17 protein-coding genes and 1 tRNA gene are annotated in these 18,944 nt (G+C 66.5%); 11 read left to right on the top strand and 7 right to left on the bottom strand.

The window, feature by feature from the left end; translation table 11 throughout:
• Positions 1–16 precede the first annotated feature (16 nt).
• From FBY30_RS11540 to FBY30_RS11570, 7 genes are all read left to right on the top strand, one after another.
• Positions 17–1,498, top strand: a complete 1,482-nt coding sequence (locus FBY30_RS11540) for an FAD-dependent oxidoreductase (protein ID WP_442858283.1) — start codon at positions 17–19, stop codon at positions 1,496–1,498.
• Between the two features lie 39 nt (positions 1,499–1,537).
• Positions 1,538–2,143: a TetR/AcrR family transcriptional regulator gene (locus FBY30_RS11545; RefSeq protein ID WP_142132997.1), complete on the top strand. Its 606-nt coding sequence runs from the start codon at positions 1,538–1,540 to the stop codon at positions 2,141–2,143.
• Positions 2,143–3,417, top strand: coding sequence for a glycosyltransferase (locus tag FBY30_RS11550; RefSeq protein WP_142132998.1), 1,275 nt, complete (start codon positions 2,143–2,145; stop codon positions 3,415–3,417). The genes FBY30_RS11545 and FBY30_RS11550 overlap by 1 nt, the downstream gene beginning before the upstream one ends.
• 96 nt (positions 3,418–3,513) lie before the next feature.
• Positions 3,514–4,893, top strand: coding sequence for a helix-turn-helix domain-containing protein (locus tag FBY30_RS11555; protein WP_142132999.1), 1,380 nt, complete (start codon positions 3,514–3,516; stop codon positions 4,891–4,893).
• 132 nt (positions 4,894–5,025) lie between these two features.
• Positions 5,026–6,549 carry an acetaldehyde dehydrogenase ExaC gene (exaC, locus tag FBY30_RS11560; protein ID WP_142133000.1) on the top strand — a complete coding sequence of 508 codons (1,524 nt, stop codon included), beginning with the start codon at positions 5,026–5,028 and terminating at the stop codon, positions 6,547–6,549.
• Positions 6,550–6,552: 3 nt separating this feature from the next.
• Positions 6,553–6,960, top strand: coding sequence for a DUF779 domain-containing protein (locus FBY30_RS11565; protein WP_142133001.1), 408 nt, complete (start codon positions 6,553–6,555; stop codon positions 6,958–6,960).
• 186 nt (positions 6,961–7,146) lie between these two features.
• Positions 7,147–8,709 carry an amino acid permease gene (locus FBY30_RS11570; protein WP_142133002.1) on the top strand — a complete coding sequence of 521 codons (1,563 nt, stop codon included), beginning with the start codon at positions 7,147–7,149 and terminating at the stop codon, positions 8,707–8,709.
• A gap of 84 nt (positions 8,710–8,793) precedes the next feature.
• Here FBY30_RS11570 and FBY30_RS11575 read toward each other — a convergent pair whose 3' ends face one another.
• From FBY30_RS11575 to FBY30_RS11585, 3 genes are all read right to left on the bottom strand, one after another.
• Complete coding sequence (locus FBY30_RS11575; protein ID WP_142133003.1) at positions 8,794–9,429, bottom strand: DUF2461 domain-containing protein; 636 nt, start codon at positions 9,427–9,429, stop codon at positions 8,794–8,796.
• Between the two features lie 127 nt (positions 9,430–9,556).
• Complete coding sequence (locus FBY30_RS11580) at positions 9,557–11,053, bottom strand: catalase (RefSeq protein ID WP_142133004.1); 1,497 nt, start codon at positions 11,051–11,053, stop codon at positions 9,557–9,559.
• 7 nt (positions 11,054–11,060) lie between these two features.
• The gene (locus tag FBY30_RS11585) at positions 11,061–11,546 is read right to left on the bottom strand and encodes a Fur family transcriptional regulator (RefSeq protein ID WP_142133005.1); all 486 of its coding nucleotides are present in this window, start codon (positions 11,544–11,546) and stop codon (positions 11,061–11,063) included.
• A gap of 80 nt (positions 11,547–11,626) precedes the next feature.
• On the opposite strand from FBY30_RS11585, the gene FBY30_RS11590 reads away from it, so the two are divergent.
• The gene (locus FBY30_RS11590) at positions 11,627–12,898 is read left to right on the top strand and encodes an MFS transporter (protein WP_142133006.1); all 1,272 of its coding nucleotides are present in this window, start codon (positions 11,627–11,629) and stop codon (positions 12,896–12,898) included.
• A 28-nt stretch (positions 12,899–12,926) separates the two neighbouring features.
• On the top strand, positions 12,927–13,793 hold the full coding sequence (htpX, locus tag FBY30_RS11595) for a zinc metalloprotease HtpX (protein ID WP_142133007.1): 867 nt from the start codon (positions 12,927–12,929) through the stop codon (positions 13,791–13,793).
• A gap of 181 nt (positions 13,794–13,974) precedes the next feature.
• Here htpX and efeB read toward each other — a convergent pair whose 3' ends face one another.
• From efeB to FBY30_RS11615, 4 genes are all read right to left on the bottom strand, one after another.
• Entirely contained in the window at positions 13,975–15,345 is a 1,371-nt protein-coding gene (gene efeB / locus FBY30_RS11600) for an iron uptake transporter deferrochelatase/peroxidase subunit (protein WP_142133008.1), read from the bottom strand.
• On the bottom strand, positions 15,342–16,544 hold the full coding sequence (gene efeO, locus FBY30_RS11605; protein WP_142133009.1) for an iron uptake system protein EfeO: 1,203 nt from the start codon (positions 16,542–16,544) through the stop codon (positions 15,342–15,344). The genes efeB and efeO overlap by 4 nt, the downstream gene beginning before the upstream one ends.
• A gap of 32 nt (positions 16,545–16,576) precedes the next feature.
• Entirely contained in the window at positions 16,577–17,434 is an 858-nt protein-coding gene (gene efeU / locus FBY30_RS11610; protein ID WP_142133010.1) for an iron uptake transporter permease EfeU, read from the bottom strand.
• Between the two features lie 258 nt (positions 17,435–17,692).
• Complete coding sequence (locus FBY30_RS11615) at positions 17,693–18,184, bottom strand: YajQ family cyclic di-GMP-binding protein (protein ID WP_141159686.1); 492 nt, start codon at positions 18,182–18,184, stop codon at positions 17,693–17,695.
• A gap of 189 nt (positions 18,185–18,373) precedes the next feature.
• On the opposite strand from FBY30_RS11615, the gene FBY30_RS11620 reads away from it, so the two are divergent.
• Together FBY30_RS11620 and FBY30_RS11625 are read left to right on the top strand one after the other, a co-directional pair.
• Complete coding sequence (locus tag FBY30_RS11620; RefSeq protein ID WP_142133011.1) at positions 18,374–18,628, top strand: hypothetical protein; 255 nt, start codon at positions 18,374–18,376, stop codon at positions 18,626–18,628.
• Positions 18,629–18,792: 164 nt separating this feature from the next.
• Positions 18,793–18,874 (top strand) — tRNA-Tyr (locus FBY30_RS11625).
• Positions 18,875–18,944 lie beyond the last annotated feature (70 nt).

Below are 18,944 nucleotides of genomic sequence, written 5' to 3' on the forward strand. Positions count from 1 at the left end.
GACTGTGCGCTGCACCATGCTGCGCACCCTCACGGATCATGAGCAGGACCAGTCAGAAGGGCTCCCGGTGTCCAACCACAGCGAAACCCCAGCCAACCGTCCCCTCCGCGTTGCCATCGTCGGCGCGGGACCGGCAGGAGTCTATGCTGCGGACATCCTCACCAAGTCCAGCGGCGTGAAGGACGGCGATTTCCAGGTCAGCATCGACCTCTTTGAGGCCTACCCTGCCCCCTACGGCCTGATCAGGTACGGCGTGGCCCCTGACCACCCCCGCATCAAGGGCATCGTCAATGCCCTGCACAAGGTCCTTGACCGCGGGGACATCCGCTTCCTGGGCAACGTGACCTACGGCCGGGACCTCACGCTGCACGATTTCCGCGCCTTCTACGACGCCGTCATCTTCTCCACGGGTGCCGTCAAGGACGCGGACCTGGACATCCCGGGCATCAACCTGCAGGGCTCCTTCGGCGGCGCCGACTTCGTCTCCTGGTATGACGGCCACCCGGACGTGCCGCGCGAGTGGCCGCTGGAGGCCAGGGATATCGCCGTCATCGGCAACGGGAACGTGGCCCTCGATGTTGCCCGCATGCTGGTCAAGCACCCGGAGGAACTGCTTACCACCGAGATCCCGGACAACGTCTACGCCGGGCTCAAGTCCTCGCCCGTCACCGACGTGCACGTCTTTGGCCGCCGCGGCCCCGCACAGGTCAAGTTCACGCCGCTGGAGCTGCGGGAGCTCAGCCACATGGACGACGTCGACATCGTCCTGTACCCCGAGGACTTTGAATTCGACGAGGCCTCGGATGAGGCCATCCGCACCAACAACCAGGTGAAGACCATGGTGAACACCCTCACCAACTGGCTGGTGGAGGAGCACGCGGAGTCCGAAAACCCCTCCTCCCGCAGGCTGCACCTGCACTTCCTGCACAATCCCGTTGAAGTGCTCGACGACGGCACGGGCAAGGTGGGCGGCATCAAGTTCGAGCGCATGCAGCTGGACGGGACAGGCAACGCCAAGGGGACAGGCGAGTACGTCGAATACCCCGTCCAGGCCGTCTACCGGGCCATCGGCTACCACGGCTCGGCGCTGGACGAACTGGAATACGACGCCAAGCGCGGCGTCATCCCCAACGAGGGCGGCCGCGTCCTGGACGCCGAGGGCAACCCGGTCCCCGGTGTCTACACCACGGGCTGGATCAAGCGCGGTCCCGTGGGGCTGATTGGGCACACCAAGGGCGATGCCCTGGAGACCATCGGTTTCCTGCTGGAGGACCGGCTGAACCTGCCGGCAGCTAAGAACCCGGATCCGCAGGCCATCATCGATCTGCTCGAGGAACGCGGCATCGAGTACACCACCTGGGAAGGGTGGAACAAGCTCGATGCGCACGAGGCAGGCCTGGGCGCGGCCTGGACCGGCCCTGAAGAACTGGATCACGTGGTGCGTGAACGCATCAAGGTGGTGCCGCGCGAGGACATGATCCGCATCTCGCGCAGCTGACCCTATGCGGGGCGCCGTATTCGAGTTAATCTCGTTAACATGAATACGGCGGCGGCAAAGAGCCGGGCCTACGATTCGACGAAGCGGGCTTCCGCCGCCGCCCAAACCGGGCGCCGCATCCTGCAGGCCACTGAGGACCTCTTCATGGAGGGCCCGCTCGCCGACGTCACGCTGGCCGCCGTTGCAGCGCGGGCCGGCGTGACGGTCCAGACCGTCATCCGCAGGTTCGGAGACCGGGCAAGCCTTATCGCGGCGTGTACCGCGGCCGCCACGGACCGGGTGGGCAGCGAGCGCAACGCTGTTCCTCCCGGCGACGTTCCGGCCGCCGTCGGCAATCTCCTGGAACACTACGAAACAACCGGCGCCCTGGCCCTGAAGCTGCTCGCGGAGGAACACTCCTCGCCTGAACTGGGCCGGATCACCGAAGGGGGCCGCCGCCTGCACCGCCAGTGGTGCGCCATGGTCTTCGCCCCGTTCCTGGAACCCCTGGAGGACAGCCCGGAGCACGACCGCCGGCTGGCCCAGTTCGTCGCGCTCTGCGACGTCTACACCTGGAAGCTGCTCCGCCTCGACGCAGGGCTCAGCCGGGACCAGGTGGCACATTCCCTGCTCGAAATGCTGGAACCCTTCACGCGGAGGTCCTGATGTCCACCATCCTTGCCTACACCTCGCCCGCCATCGGCCACCTGTTCCCGATGGTCCCGCTGCTTCAGGAGCTGCAGGCCCGCGGGCACGAGGTCCATGTCCGCACTCTCCACCGGCAGGTTCCCGTGCTCATTGCGGAAGGACTCCAGGCCCGGCCGCTGGACGACAGGATCCTTGCGGTCGAGGCCGCGGACTACCGCGCCGGCAACGCGAAAGCGGCCCTGGCTTCCAGCGTGGAGACCTTCACTGCCCGGGCCCGCTTCGACGCCCCGGACCTCCAGGAAGCCATCGATGATGTGGATCCCGACCTGCTGCTCATCGACATCAACGCGTGGGGAGCCCGCATCCAGGCGGAGGCATCGGGACTGCCCTGGGCCACGTTCAGCCCCTACACCCCGCCGCTGCAGTCGAAGGGCACGCCTCCGTTTGGTCCCGGACTCGCCCCCATGCCCGGGCCCCTGGGAAGGGCCCGGGACGCGCTGGCCCGGCGGCTGGTGATCGGCGCGGTCGAAAAGCTGATGCTGCCGAACATCAACTCCCTGCGGGCTGAACTGTCCGGCGGCAAGCTTCCGCCCGTCAGCGGTGCCGACGAGATGTTCCGGACCTCACCGCTGATGCTCGTGGCCACGTCCGGACCGTTCGAATACCCGCACCCCGACTGGGGCCCAGGCGTGCGCATGATCGGCGCGCTCCCATGGGAGCCGCCGGTCAAGCCTCCAGCGTGGCTCCAGGGCGCGAAGGATCCACTGGTCCTGGTGACCACCTCGTCCGAATACCAGGCTGACGAGGCCATCGTCCGGGCCGCCCTGGCGGGACTGGCCGCAGAGCCCTTTACCGTCGTCGCCACCGTGCCGGCGGCGGAAACCGGTTCTGCCGGTGCCCACCGCGCATCCGGAACGGACGGCTTTGGCCCTGTTCCGGCCAACGCGAGGCTCGAGCATTTCGTCCCCCACGGCCCGGTCCTTGAGCAAGCCGCCGTTGCCGTCACGCACGGCGGGATGGGGGCCACGCAGAAGGCGCTGTCCAAGGGGGTTCCGGTGGTGGTGGTTCCGTTCGGCCGTGACCAGCACGAGGTGGCGGCCAGGGTGGAGGCCGCGGACGCCGGGGTGCGGCTGAACCGGAAGCATCTCAGCCCGGAGAAGCTGCGCGCCGCGGTCCGCCAGGCACTGGCCAAAGCGCCGGGCGCGCGGCGGGTTGCCCAGGGGTACGCTGCGGCCGGGGGAGCTTCGGCTGGAGCGGATGCCCTGGAGGAGCTGGTCCGGATACACCCATGACACTTTCACCCATGACACGGACTTTTTGTCCAGCTATGCTGGCTTGGCTACCCTCCAGCCCTGCATGGCTGGATAAAACCCTGGACCGGGAGTTCGATGACGAACCTGCTCCATCCTGAATCCCGCCAGCGTGCCGCGCTGGCCGGACACGAGCGCCTGGACGCCCTCACTCCCGGAATTCCGGGCCTGGGCGATGCCACCCCTGAGATTCCGGGCCTCCGCAAACTCATCCGGGAGTCCTGGCAGCGGTCCGCGCGGTTCAGAGCCAATCCTGACAACGCCGCCGCACCGCTTGCCTTCGATTGGGACGAGCTGGAGGACTACCGCCGGCAGCACCCCCTGGCCGCCATCATGCCGGTGATCAACAAACTCCTGGTCCAGCCCAGCCACGACAGCGGCCTCCTGGTGGCTGTGGGCGATGAAGTGGGCAGGCTGCTGTGGGTGGACGGCGACCCCACCCTCCAGCGCCGCGCCGAGGGCATGATGTTCGTTCCCGGCGCCGACTGGTCCGAGGCCAGCGTTGGCACCAGCGCCCCCGGCACCGCCCTTGCCTTGGGCCGGGGGATCCAGATCGCCGGGGCGGAGCACTACCAGCGCGCCGTTCATCCCTGGAGCTGCACCGCCGTTCCCTTCCATGATCCCGACTCCGGTGCCATGCTCGGCGTCGTGGACATCACCGGCACGGACATTGCGGTGGCCCCGCATACGCTGTCGCTGGTGGAGGCCACGGTGGCCGCCGCCCAGGCACAGCTGCGGGTGGAGCGCCTGCAGCATGCCGCGGAGCTGGCAAGGAAACCCGTACGACGGCGGCCCGCCCCTTCCGGAGGTGGCCGAGCCCTGGGTGCCAGGGACGGCAGCCGGGCCAGGGAAGGCAGCCTCTACCGGAACAGCCTGCAACTGCTCGGCCGCGACCAGGCGCTGCTCAGCCTGGGCGGGCGGACGGTCTCCCTGTCCGCCCGGCACAGCGAGATCCTTGCCCTGCTCAGCACGCACCCGGACGGGCTCAGCGCCGAGGAGCTCGGATCGCTGCTGTACCCGGGGGAGGGTTCCACCATTACGCTCCGGGCCGAGATGGTCCGCCTCCGCAAGGTCATCCAGGAGCTGAGCCCGGACGCCGTTCCCGGCTCACGCCCGTACCGGCTCCCGTTGGACCTGGTGCCGGATACGGGCCAGGTGCTCAGCTGCCTGCAGCGTGGTGCGCACCGGATTGCCCTGGAGATCTACCGCGGCGAGGTGCTTCCGCGCTCCGAGGCGCCCGGCATCGTGGACCTGAGGAGCAGGGTTTCGTCCCTGCTCCGGGAAGCTGTCCTCACGGATGGCAGCGCCGAGTCCCTGCTCAAGTACGCCGCGCTGCCTGAGGCAAGGGACGACGTCGGCATCCGCCGCGCAGCGCTCCGCCTCCTGCCGCCGCGCTCACCCAAGCGCGCCGCCGTCGTCGCCGACCTGGAACGGCTGGAAGCCGAACTCCGCGCCTGAACGCAGGCCTGCACCCTGCCTGTGGCGCAGGCCACACCTATGCAACCTTGCTGCAACCTTCCCGCTCCTACGCTGGGTCCATCGGCAGCGCCCTAACGGGCCAGCCTTCTGCACAGCAAAGGAGCTAAGCACATGACCGTTTACGCACAGCCGGGAACCGACGGGTCGAAGGTCACCTTCAAGGACCGGTACGAGAACTGGATTGGCGGCGAATGGGTGGCCCCGGTGAAGGGCCAGTACTTCGACAACATCACCCCGGTGACGGGCAAGGCATTCTGCCAGGTGGCCCGCGGCACGGCTGAGGACATTGAACTTGCCCTGGACGCAGCCCATAAGGCAGCACCCTCCTGGGGGAAGACCTCCGTGGCGGAACGGGCCGCCATCCTGAACAAGATCGCCGACCGCATCGACGAGAACCTGGAGATGCTCGCCGTCGCCGAAACCTGGGACAACGGCAAGCCCGTCCGGGAAACCCTCAACGCGGACCTGCCGCTGGCCTCGGACCACTTCCGCTACTTCGCCTCCGCCGTCCGGGCCCAGGAAGGCAGCCTCTCCCAGCTGGACGAGAACACCACGGCCTACCACTTCCACGAACCGCTCGGCGTGGTGGGCCAGATCATCCCATGGAACTTCCCCATCCTGATGGCCGTCTGGAAGCTGGCCCCCGCGCTCGCCGCCGGCAACACCGTGGTGCTCAAGCCCGCCGAGCAGACGCCGTCGTCCATCCTGGTGCTGATGGAGCTCATCGCGGACCTCCTGCCCGCCGGTGTGGTCAACGTGGTCAATGGCTTCGGCGTGGAGGCGGGCAAGCCGCTGGCATCCAGTTCCCGGATCCGGAAGATTGCCTTCACCGGCGAGACCACCACCGGCCGGCTCATCAGCCAGTACGCCAGCCAGAACCTCATCCCCGTCACCCTGGAACTGGGCGGCAAGAGCCCCAACATCTTCTTCAACGACGTCGCGCAGGAAAACGACGCCTTCTACGACAAGGCCCAGGAGGGCTTCGCACTGTTCGCCTTCAACCAGGGCGAAGTCTGCACGTGCCCGTCACGGGCGCTGGTCCAGGAGGACATCTACGAGTCCTTCATGGCAGACGCGGTGGCCCGGGTGGAAAAGATGATCCAGGGCACCCCGCTGGACACCGAGACCCAGGTGGGCGCCCAGGCGTCCAACGACCAGCTGGAGAAAATCCTGTCCTACATCGACATCGGAAAGCAGGAAGGCGCCAAGATCCTCACCGGCGGTGCCCGTGCCGAGCTGCCGGGCGACCTGGCCGGCGGCTTCTACGTCCAGCCCACCGTGTTTGAAGGCCACAACCGGATGCGGATCTTCCAGGAGGAGATCTTCGGACCGGTGGTGGCGGTGACCAAGTTCAGCGACTACAACGACGCCATGGGCATCGCCAACGACACCCTGTACGGACTCGGCGCCGGCGTGTGGTCCCGCAACGGCAACGTGGCCTACCGCGCCGGCCGCGAGATCCAGGCCGGCCGTGTCTGGGTGAACAACTACCACGCCTACCCGGCAGGTGCCGCCTTCGGCGGCTACAAGTCCTCGGGCATCGGGCGCGAGAACCACGCCATGATGCTGGACCACTACCAGCAGACCAAGAACCTCCTGGTCAGCTACGACGAAAACAAGTTGGGCTTCTTCTAAGCCATGGGTCCGACCAGGCTGGACGCCGCCGTGACGCTGCCCGGGGAAGAATTTTCCCGGGTGGCGCTCACGCCGGACGCTGTGGACTTGCTGCGCACCCTGTGGGACCGGCACGGCCCGCTTATGTTCCACCAGTCCGGTGGCTGCTGCGACGGGTCCTCGCCCATGTGCTACCCGGCAGGGGAGTTCATCACCGGCGACTCGGATGTCCTCCTGGGACTGTTCGATCTCTCCGACGGCCTGCAGCCCATGCCGCTTGAGTTCTGGATGTCTCGGGAACAGTTCAATTACTGGAGCCACACCCATCTCACCATCGACGTTGTGGCCGGCCGGGGGAGCGGCTTTTCCGTGGAGGCGCCGGAGGGCAAGCGCTTCCTCATCCGGTCAACGCTGATGGACTGGCCGGTCTAGGAAGTTCGACTCAGCGCCACTCGGGGCTCTCCATTCGGAGGGCCCCGAGTTCATTTGGCAGAAGAATGTTCGGCGTTTTGAGTAATGACGACGTCTCACTATTCGGGACGATTGGGACCGTCCAGTGGATGGACACTATCGTTGATAGGTCTGTTTCCCTCACAAACCAGGATTGTGACCCCTCTTATGAACCTTCTGCGGACAAAATCCATCGAGCAGTCGATCGCCGACGCCGATGAGCCCGGACGCAAGCTTAAGCGTTCCCTCAGCACCTGGGACCTCATGATCATGGGCGTCGCCGTTGCTGTCGGCGCCGGTATCTTCTCAGTCGGCGCCAAGGCCGCCGCGAACTTCGCCGGTCCCGCCGTTACCCTCTCCTTCGCCATTGCCGCCGTTACCTGCGCCCTGGCCATCATGTGCTACGCCGAATTCGCCACCGCCATCCCGGTGGCCGGATCGGCCTACGTCTTCACGTACGCCACCATGGGCGAACTCCTTGCCTGGATCATCGGCTGGAACCTGATCCTCGAGCTGTTCACCGCCGCCGCCGTGATCGCCAAATACTGGGGCATTTACCTCAGCAAGGTCTTTGCCCTCACCGGACTCGACGTTCCGCCGGCCATCTCGCTGGGCGGCGTGGACCTCTACTGGGGCGCCTTCCTGATCGTGGCCATCTTCACCGTGCTGCTGGTACTGGGCACCAAGCTCTCCGCGCGGGTGGGCAACATCTTCACGCTGATCAAGATCGCCGTAGTGCTGTTCGTGATCGTCGTGGGCTTCACCTACGTGAAGTTCGAAAACTACACCCCATTCGTGCCCGCCGCCGAGCCCACCGCGGGCACCGGCGCCGCGGACGTCCTGAAGCAGTCCTTCTTCGGCTTCCTGACGGGCGCTGCCCCCGCCCAGTACGGCACCATGGGCATCTTTGCCGGTGCCGCCCTGGTGTTCTTCGCCTTCATCGGCTTCGACGTGGTGGCCACCTCCGCAGAGGAAGTGAAGAACCCGCAGAAGACCCTGCCCCGCGGCATCTTCGGCGGCCTGGCCCTGGTGACGCTGCTCTACATCCTGGTCTCCCTGGCCCTGACCGGCATGGTGTCCTACACCCAGCTGGCCGAAGCCAAGAGCCCCACCCTCACCACCGCCTTCGAAGCCGTCGGCGACACCTCCGCCGCCAAGGTCATTGCCTTCGGTTCCCTGGTGGGCCTGACCACCGTGATCATGGTGCTCCTCATGGGCCTGTCCCGCGTAGTGCTGGCCATGAGCCGCGACGGCCTGTTGCCCCGGGCGCTGTCCAAGACCAGCGACAAGCGTGCCACTCCGGCCCGTCTCCAGATCATCTGCGGCACCGCGGTTGCCCTGGTGGCAGGGCTTACCAACGTGGACCTGCTCGAAGAAATGATCAACATCGGCACGCTCTCTGCGTTCGTGGTGGTCAGCCTGGGCATCCTGGTGCTGCGCAAGAAGCGCCCGGACCTCAAGCCTGCCTTCCGCGTCCCGTTCGGCAAGGTGCTGCCGGTGGTTTCCGCCGTGCTGTGCCTCTACCTGATGACCAACCTGGCCGTGGAGACCTGGATCTTCTTCGCCTTCTGGCTGGTCCTGGGCCTGGCGATCTACTTCGCCTACGGCCAGCGCCACTCCCGGCTCAACGAGCGTTTCGCCGAAGCCAACGCGGCTGTCAACCGCCCCGGCGCCGCGAGTGCGCCCACAGCGGGTGAGCCTGATGACGAAGACGAGCTGAGCCGGACCTGACCGCCCGCTTCCCCAGCTGTCCAACTGCCCGCCCGGCCTTTGCCGGGCGGGCAGTCCCGTTTCCGCCGGCAGATTCGATTCTGTTCACGGTGCCGCATACCTCCCCACCCACTCGACGAGCGGCCGCAGCTGCCGCCACCTGCCGGCAATCTCCTCCGCGGCAGCCTCCGTGGCCGTCCACTCCGGTTGGCCCAGGTCCACTCCCGTATACAGGGTTTTGTGCTTGAGGAGCTCGGCCCGCGGATGGTCCCGGTCGAAGCCGCGTGGGACTGTCTTGAGCTTCTCGCCTTCGATGCGGAAACCGGCCGCAGCAATCGCATCCACGATCTCCTGCAGGGAAGTACCGCTGCCTGAGGCGTCTGCTGCCGAGCGGAACCTTGCCAGCTGCGCAGGCGTATGGGAACGGTACCCGCCTCCCACCAGCAGCCCGTCGGCGCTGACCTGGAGGTAGTAGCCCACACCTTCCTGGCGGGTGGCGAAGGCGCCTTGGGCGGTCTTGTAGGGGGACTTGTCCTGCGAAAAGCGGACGTCCCGGTACGGGCGGAACAGCTTGGCCGGACCGAACTCCGGCTCCAGCTCAGCCAGAAGTGCCCCCAGCGGCTCCTTGACTGCGGCGTCGTACACGTCCTTGTGGCCAAGCCACCACTCGCGGTTGTTGTTCTCTTCCAGTTCCGCATAGAACCGGAAGGCTTCCGGGGGAATGCCTGCAATTGTGTCCATGAACGGAGCCTAGGAGGGCCGCCGGAGAGCAGGCCAGGGGACCAGGACCGTATGTGCAAAAAAGACCACCCCTCCACGACAAGCCCGTGGAGGGGTGGTCTTTCAGTTCAGCCTGCGGGAGGCCTGCTTAGCCGATCTTGTTGGCCGACTCGGCGTCAGAAGCCGGAGCCGACGGGGCAGCGCCGGCGCCGAGGTTGGCGCGCAGCTTGGCGCCCAGTTCGGCGTCGACGTTGGTCCAGTACTGGATGGCGCGTTCCTTGATGTCGGAACGCTTGACGCCGCCCACGGCACCGGTGATGGTCTCCAGGAAGCGGGCCTTTTCACCTTCGTTGTAGACCTCGCGGTACAGCGCACCGGCCTGGACGAAGTCGCCGTCCTCGGCGTGGAGGGAGTGCGCGGCGAGGGTCAGCTCGCCGTCGTTCTCCCAGCCGCCCGCGGCGTTCTGCGGCTCAACTGCAGCAGGGCCGCCGAAGGTGTTGGGGGCGTAGACCGGAACGGAGGGGGCGTTGAACAGGAAACGTCCCTGGCCGTCCTGGCTGTAGTTGTTGACCTGGTTCTTGGGCTGGTTCACCGGGATCTGCGCGTGGTTGGTGCCCACGCGGTAGCGGTGTGCGTCCGCGTAGGAGAAGATGCGGGCCTGCAGCATCTTGTCCGGGCTGGCGGCGATGCCGGGCACGAAGTTCGACGGCGCGAAGGTGGCCTGCTCGATCTGCGCAAAGTAGTTCTCCGGGTTCTTGTTCAGCTCCATGGTGCCCACCTTGATCAGCGGGTAGTCCGCGTGCGGCCAGACCTTGGTCAGGTCGAACGGGTTGAAGCGGTAGGTCTTGGCGTCCTCGTACGGCATGACCTGCACGTGCAGGTCCCAGGACGGGAAGTTGCCGGCTTCGATGTTCTCGGACAGGTCGCGGATGTAGAAGTCCGCGTCGGAGCCGGCAAGCTGTTCGGCCTGCTCGGAGCTCATGGAGTTCACGCCCTGGTTGGACTTGAAGTGGTACTTGACCCAGAAACGCTCGCCCTCGGCGTTGATCCACTGGTAGGTGTGCGAGCCGTAGCCCTGCATTTCGCGCCAGGAGGCGGGCAGGCCGCGGTCACCCATCAGCCAGGTGACCTGGTGGGCGGATTCGGGGGACAGGGTCCAGAAGTCCCACTGCATGTCGGCGTCACGCAGGTGGGTGCCCGGGAGGCGCTTCTGCGAGTGGATGAAGTCCGGGAACTTGATGCCGTCGCGGATGAAGAAGACGGGGGTGTTGTTGCCCACGAGGTCGTAGTTGCCCTCGCTGGTGTAGAACTTCACGGCGAAACCGCGGGGGTCGCGCCAGGTGTCCGGGGAGCCGTTCTCGCCCGCAACCGAGGAGAAGCGGATCAGCATCTCGGTCTCGACGCCCGGCTGCAGGAATGCGGCCTTGGTGTACTTGGAAACATCCTCGGTGGTCTTGAACGTGCCGAATGCACCGCCGCCCTTGGCGTGCACTACGCGCTCCGGAACCCGCTCACGGTTGAACTGGGCGAGCTTCTCCACCAGGTAGTGGTCAGTCAGAATGATGGCACCATCGGCACCAACTGACTTCGAGTGAGCGTCGGACGTAACCGGCGCACCTGACTGGGTTGTGGAAACGGCAGTCATTGTTCTCCTATTTCTCTTTTTCTTGCGAGGGACTGTGGGGAGGAAGTTGCTGGGCCTGTTGGCATTCCTGGCAGATGCCCTGGTACATGACATCGGCGATCTGGATAGTCATTGGCTTGGCGTCCGGGTTCCAGTGCGGGGTGAGGCACGGGGCGTGGCCGACGGCGCAGTCCACGTCTTCCACGCGGCCGCAGCTGATGCAGATGGCGTGGTGGTGGTTGTCGCCCACGCGCGTCTCATACAGGGCGGGGGAGTGCGGCGGCTCGAAGCGGCGCAGCATGTGCAGATCGGTCAGGTCACCAAGGACCACATACACGGACTGGGCCGTCAGTTCGGGAAGCTCGGCGCGGGCGGCGGCAAGGATGCTTTCGGCAGGGGAATGCGGGTGGCGTTCGACGGCGGCGAGTACAGCGAGCCGCTGCTTGGTCACCCTGCGGCCGTGGGCGCGCAGGGCTGCAGCCCATGCTTCCTGGCCGTCAAAGTGCTCCGTCATGGCTCCATTGAAGCACTTATTTTGAGCAACTCACAATAAGGCTTGGCTAACCTGTCCCCGTGTCCCGCTAGTGTTACGGGGTGGGGAAATTACTTGCCGATGTCACGCCGCTCAAGGAAAGCCCCGCATTCCGCCGGCTCTGGCTTGGATCCGCCGTGTCCGCCGTCGGCAGCCAGTTGACCCTGGTGGCGGTGAGCCTGGAGGTGTACCGGCTGACCCAGGACAGCTTCTACGTGGGCCTGCTGGGAATCTTTGCTTTGGTTCCCCTGGTGATAGGCGGCCTGATGGGTGGCTCCATCGCCGACGCCCATGACCGCCGCCGCATCGCCCTGCTGGCCTCATTGGTGCTGTGGCTGACCACCGGCTTGATCGCGCTCCAGGCCTGGCTGCACCTGGGCAACGTCTGGTTGCTGTACCTGCTGGTGGCACTGCAAAGTGGGGCCCAGGCCATCAACCAGCCGGCCCGCAGCGCCATCATTCCCATGCTCATCCGCAAGGAACTCCTGCCCGCGGCCAACGCGCTCAGCATGTTGTCCATGGGCCTCGCCATGACTGCCGGACCGCTGCTGGCCGGCGTGCTGGTTGCCCTGGTCGGGTTCGGCTGGACCTACACCATCGACTTTGTGAGTTTCGCCTTCGTCCTCTGGGCTGTCTACCGCCTCCCGCCGATGCCGCCAGCCGGAACCCGCAGCAAGGTAGGCATCCGTTCGGTGATCGAGGGGTTCCGGTTCCTGGGGACCCGGCCCAACCTCCGCATGACCTTCATCATCGACCTCGTGGCCATGGTCCTTGCCCAGCCGAGGGCGTTGCTCCCGGCCGTCGCGGCGCTGATGATCGGCGGCGGCGAGGCGACCGTGGGCATCCTGCTGGCGTGCACCGCCGTCGGAGCTTTCCTGGCAGGCCTGTTCTCCGGACCGCTGGGCGGCGTGCGGCGGCAGGGGACCGCCGTCGTCGTATCGGTCATGGGCTGGGGCGCGTCCATCGGGGCGTTCGGCGTGGTGGTGCTGCTCGCCGGCCCGGCGCCGGACGGTGCGGTGACCGTGTGGCTGCTGCCCGCCGCCGTCTGCTGCGCCCTCGCCGGCATCGCGGACTCCATCAGCAGCGTCTTCCGGAACACCATCCTCCAGGCCGCAGCCCCCGACCACCTGCGCGGGCGGCTGCAGGGCGTGTTCATCGTGGTGGTGGCTGGCGGCCCGCGGATCGGCGACCTGCTGGCGGGCGGCGCGACTAAGATCTTGAACGAGGGCTGGGTCCTGCTGCTGGGCGGTGTGCTGTGCATTGCGGGGGCGTGGCTGGCGGCGAGACTGCAGCCCGGGTTCCGGAAGTACGATGCCCGGAACCCGGTGCCCTAGCGAGCCGTTCCTTAACTAAGGAGGAAACGTGCACAACCATCACAACGGCCTGAAGACCGCGGCACTGTTCGGGGTGCTGTGGGCGGTGCTGCTGGGCCTCGGCGGACTGATCGGGGTGGGGACGCGGAGTTCGGCGCCCATCTGGATCATGGCGCTGATCGGCGTCGGCACCACGTTCTACGGCTACTGGAACAGCGACAAGATCGCCATCCGGTCCATGCAGGCCTTCCCGGTGACCGAAGCCCAGGCGCCGCAGCTCTACCAAATCGTCCGTGAGCTGTCGATGCGCGCCAACCAGCCCATGCCGCGCATCTACGTCTCGCCCACCATGAACCCCAACGCCTTCGCCACCGGCCGCAATCCGCGGAACGCCGCCGTCTGCTGCACCGAAGGCATTTTGCAGCTCCTCGACGCCCGTGAACTCCGCGGCGTCCTGGGCCACGAGCTCATGCACGTCTACAACCGGGACATCCTCACCTCCTCGGTGGCGGCCGCCGTGGCCGGCGTCATCACCTCGGTGGGGCAGATGCTGCTGTTCTTCGGCGGCGGCGACCGGCGCAACGCCAACCCGGTGGCCATGATCGCCATGGCGCTGCTGGCGCCCTTCGCGGCGTCGCTGATCCAGATGGCCATCTCCCGCACCAGGGAGTACGACGCCGACGAGGACGGTTCGCAGCTCACCGGCGATCCGCTGGCACTCGCCTCAGCCTTGGGCAAGATTGAGCGCGGCGTCAGCCTTGCGCCGTTGCCGCAGGACCAGCGGCTGGTGAACGCCTCGCACCTGATGATCGCCAACCCGTTCCGTGGGGGCGCGATGAACAAGCTGTTCGCCACCCATCCGCCCATGCGTGACCGGATTGTCCGGCTGGAACGGATGGCCGGCCGGCAGGTGTAGCCGGGACCCCGCCGTCGAAGATTTGCTTGCTGACGCGCCTATTCACTTTCGCTACGCAGAAATGCCGGCGCACCCCAGATTCGGAGTGCGCCGGCGTTTTAGCGCGTCGGTTTCCTCTATGCGCATCGAGAACGACGGCGGGGCGGCGCCGGCTCAGTCGCGCCGCGGCCGGGGTGCAGTCCTAGGTGAAAAGGCCGTCCCCGATGAAACCGCCGGGCTTCACACCGCGGGGAACCGCGAACAGCCCGGAGCCGGTGTGCTTCAGGTATTCCACGGCGAGGGTGTCGCCCTTGGCCATGGCCAGCTGCATGGGCACGTAGTGGGTCCGCGGATCGGTGACGAAGGCAATGAAGAACAGCCCGGCGTCGAGATGGCCCACGCCGTCGGACCCGTCAGTGTAGTTGTAGCCGCGGCGGAGCATCCGCACGCCGCCGTTCTGGGCGGGGTGCGCCATCCGGACATGCGAATCGAGCGGAATCAGGGGCTTGCCACCCTTGCCCTGGCGGGCGAAATCCGGTTCGCTGAACTCCTCCCCGCCGGACAGGGGCGCGCCGGTGCCCTTGGTGCGGCCAACCAGTCCTTCCTGCTCGCCCAGCGATGTCCGGTCCCAGATCTCGATGTGCATCCGGATCCGGCGCGCAACCAGATAGCTGCCGCCCGCCAGCCAGTGGTCCTCGGGCCGGGACGCCTGGGCCCACACGTGCTGGTCCAGCAGTTGCGCGTCCTCGACCTTGAGGTTGTTGGTGCCGTCCTTGAACCCGAAAAGGTTCCGCGGGGTCTGCTGGGCGCGTGAGGTGGATGACGTCCGGCCAAAGCCCAGTTGCGACCACCGCACCCGGACTTTCCCGAATCCTATCCGGGCCAGGTTCCGGATGGCGTGGACTGCCACTTGGGGGTCGTCGGCACACGCCTGGACCACCAGGTCACCGCCGCTGCGGGCAGGGTCCAGGTCGTCGCCGGGAAAGTGCGGCAGGTCGATCAGGGCTTCGGGCCTGCGCCCGCCCAGGCCAAAGCGGGCAGCTCCGTCTTTCTCAAAGAGGCCGGCGCCGAACCCGAAAGTGAGGGTCAACTTGCCCGCATTGAGGTCCAGGGCCTCCCCGGTGTCCTCAGGCGGTGCGCCGTAGGGCCCGTCGATGGCACCCGTTGCCCCCGCTGGCCGGCCCGCGGTGAGCGCTGCCGCAGCCTCGGTCCAGTCCTTGACGAGCTGGATGAGTTCTTCCCGCTTGGTGGTGGTGACATCGAACGCCGCCATGTGGAGGCGGTCCTGCGCGGGGGTGGTGATGCCGGCCTGGTGGTCCCCATGGAAGGGGACAACGGGGTTGTCGGCGGCAGGCGCGGGGGCGGCAGAGGCAGCGACGGCGTCATGTCCAAGGAAACCTGCCGCAAGCCCAGCCGCCGCGCCGCCCAGCCCGGCGATGCCAAACAGGCCGCGCCTGCTCAGGCGGCTTCCCGCCGTCGGCTGTTCACCGCCGTTGGCGTCAGTAGGTGCCTCAGCGGAAGCGGGCGGCGTTGGTGCCTCGTGCGGCCGTCCGCCAAATGGGCACCCGGTCACAGGACCACCGCCGCGGTCAGCCGGGACAGCGGTTCCCCGAGGGCGTCAACCAGGGAGGCGAGCCGCTGGACCTGTTCCGGAGTCAGTTGGTCGTAGGAGGTGAAATGCGCGCCCTGGGCATGGGTGGCCAGTTCTGCCTGCAGCGCCGCGAACTTTTCGTCCAGGGAGGCGGCCAGGGCGGGGTCCTTCTGCAGCAGGGCGGGCTTCAGTCCTTCGAACGCAATGCGCGCGCCGTCAACGTTCGCCTGGAAGTCCCAAAGGTCGGTGTGGGACCAGATCTCCTCTTCACCGGTCACCTTGCCCGTGGCCACTTCGTCGAGGAGTTCCTTGGCGCCGTTGCCCAGCATGTCCGCGGAGATCTCAAGCGTGCGGGTGCGTTCCACCAGGTCCTTGGTGTCGGCCACCAGGCGGTCGGCGATGGCTGAGCGTTCGGCAGGCGTCATGGCGGTGTAGCCGGCGGGCGGGAAGAGGTCCTTTTCCGCGCGGTGCCAGCCGGTCCACTCCTGGCCCGGCTCGAGATCGGCCTCGCGTGCATCGAGCTGCGGGTCCAGGTCCCCGAAGGACTCGGCAACGGGCTCAATCCGTTCCCAGTGCTGCCTGGTGGCAGCGTAAAGCCGCTTCGCCTCACCGGCGTCGCCGGCCGCGAAAGCTGCGGCGAACTGCTCGGTGCCGGTGAGTAATTGTTCGCCCTGGTCCTTAACGTAGGACGCGTACTGGGTGGTGGCAGTGTCGAGCAGGTGCTGGAAGTCTGCGTCAGCGGACGGCTGGTTCCCGGACTGGGTCACCTCCAGCGCACCCCTGATCCCGTCGCCTTCCATGCCGGGCTTGCAGGCGGTGGTGTAGCTGCCGGCCGGGGCGGTCACCACCAGGTTGCGGCTCAGCCCCGGGCCGATGTTCTCCACTTCGCCCAGGATGCGCAGCCCGTCGGCGGCCAGCAGGTAGAACTCCGTGACCTCGGTGCCTTCATTCTTGACCGAGAACGTGAGGTTGCCGCTGGGGACGCTGGTTGCCGAGACTTTGCAGTCAGTGTTCGAGCTGACCACGTCGATGGCACCTCCGGAGGCGTCCGAGGCCTTGGTGTTATCCGTGCAGCCGGCCAGGAGCAACGGGACAGCGACGACGGCGGCCGCCAGCTTGGCCGGGACGGCGTTCCGGGGGTTTCCGGGCAGGCTGATTTTGGGCAGGGTGAAGCCAGGCATGGGGATTCCTTTGGGTGCGGGTGGTGGGGGAGTTAGGCGGCCACCGTCTTGGCGGCGGGGTTCGTGCCGGAGGCAGCGGGACTGGACGGTGTCTTACGGTTGACGCGCAGGTACAGGAACAGCACCGGCAGGACGTAGAGGAGCCAGGCGGCTGCTTCGAGCCATGTCGTGGCGGGGGAGAAGTTCAAGGTTCCCTTCAGCAAGGTGCCGTACCACGACGACGGCAAGACGGCGCCGCTGATGTCGAAGGCCAGGGAGTGCAGCCCCGGCAGCAGGCCGGCCTCCTGGAGGTCGTGGATTCCGTAGGACAGGACGCCGCCGGCGATGATGACGAGCGCGGCGCCGGTCCAGGTGAAGAAGCGGGAGAGGTTCACTTTCAGGACACCGCGGTGCAAGAGGTAACCGAAGCCGGCCGCGGCGACCAGGCCGAGGAGGGCGCCGGCAAGCGGCTGGGTTGATTCGCCGGTGGCCTTGGCTGCGGCCCACAGGAAGAGCGCCGTTTCCAGGCCTTCTCGTCCCACCGCGATGGCGGCAACCACGGCCAGGCCCCACCCGGTTCCGCCAGCTGACTTGTCGACGCGGGACTTCAGGTCGCTTCCGAGGGTCCGCGCGGTGCGGGCCATCCAAAAGACCATCCACGTGACCAGGCCGACGGCGAGGATGGAGAGGGTGCCGCCGATTGCCTCCTGCGCCTCGAAGGTGAGTCCTTTGGGACCGAAGGTCAGGAGCGCGCCGAAGCCGGCCGACACGGCCACCGCCGCCGCAACACCTGCCCAGATGCGGGGGATGAGGTGGCGTCGGTCCGTCTTGGCCAGGTAGGCCATTAGCAGGACTACCACCAGGCTGGCTTCGAGTCCTTCGCGCAGGCCGATCAGGAAGTTGGCAGTCATGGAAGTTCTTTCACTCAGGTAAGCCTTACTTAGGAAGACCTAAGAAAGAGGTTACCCGGCCTGCGGGATTACGCAAACTAAATGTGCCGTAATACCTGTTGCTCGCGTTCGTCGTCTGTTGCCCCTGCCCCGCCTGGGGTTCTGCGACGCGGTTAACTGCCTCCGTCACGCAAAAAGGCCGGCGCACCCCAAATTCGGGGTGCGCCGGCCTTTTTGCGCAGCGAGGATCCTCTCGCGCGTCGAAAACGACGGCGGGGGCTAGCTGCGGAAGTTCACGAACTGCAGGTCGGCTTCCTCGAAGTCCTTCAGCAGGGCCATGGTGGCCTGCAGGTCGTCGCGGGACTTGGACGAGACGCGGAGTTCATCGCCCTGGATCTGGGACTTGACCGACTTGGGGCCTTCGTCGCGGATCAGCTTGTTGATCTTCTTGGCCAGGTCCTGGGCGATGCCCTCCTTGATGGACGCTTCCAGGCGGTACTCCTTGCCGGAAGCGTAGGGCTCGCCCTCGTCCAGGGACTTCAGCGAGATGCCGCGCTTGATCAGCTTGGACTGGAAGACGTCCAGGACAGCCTTGACGCGTTCCTCCGAGTTGGCCTTCATGAGGATTTTTTCGCCGCTGAAGTCGATCTCGGCACCGACGCCCTTGAAGTCATAGCGCTGGGCGATTTCCTTTTGGGACTGGTTGAGCGCGTTGGCCACTTCCTGCTTGTCCACCTTGCTTACGACGTCGAACGTTGACTCGCCTGCCATGACTCTCCTTTTGCTGATGGGAGCCCTGCGCGAAGGACAGGGCCTGGATTCCTGCGTTCCAGCCTAATACGGATGGCCCGCCCGGTGGGATGCGCATTTCACAGTTCCCTCTCAGCGGAAGCACCGGCGGAACGAAGGAGGGGTGGCCAGAGTTGGACCAGATGTATAGCAGTTGAAGGGAACACCACGATGCACCGCAAAGCCGCCCGTTACGTCACCCGCACCACCACCGCAGCAGCCGGGGCGGTGGCAACAGCCGCAACGTCGGTGGCCGCGGCAGCGGTGGCGGCCTCCATCATCCTCAGCCCGGCGGCAGACGCCTCATCCCGGATGGAAGGCGTACGCGCCGACCTCCAGCGGGCCGTGCAGCTGCACCAGATCACGGAGGAACAGGCGCTCAGCTTCGAGGCCAAGCTGGCGGGGCGCATTCTGGGCCAGGCGTGACTCCGCTTTTGGCGTGTTTCCGGGGCTTTTGAGGCGCTGCAGGGCCCGATTCGATTCTTCGCCCGAAGTTCTGTAAAGTTGTCTTGCCCGCGGTTACTGAAGCGGAACGGACCGGAAACGGACCCTTCCGAACACTGCATCGGCGGGTACTTCTTTTGAAGTTCGGCAGATTACCCGAGCGGCCAAAGGGGGCTGACTGTAAATCAGCTGGCAACGCCTACGGGGGTTCGAATCCCTCATCTGCCACCCGAGGAAAACCTCCGGAACCATCAGGTTCCGGAGGTTTTTTCGTTGCACGGGCACAGTTGTCCAGCCT

The organism is Arthrobacter sp. SLBN-83, from assembly GCF_006715285.1.
Taxonomy (GTDB): Bacteria; Actinomycetota; Actinomycetes; order Actinomycetales; family Micrococcaceae; genus Arthrobacter.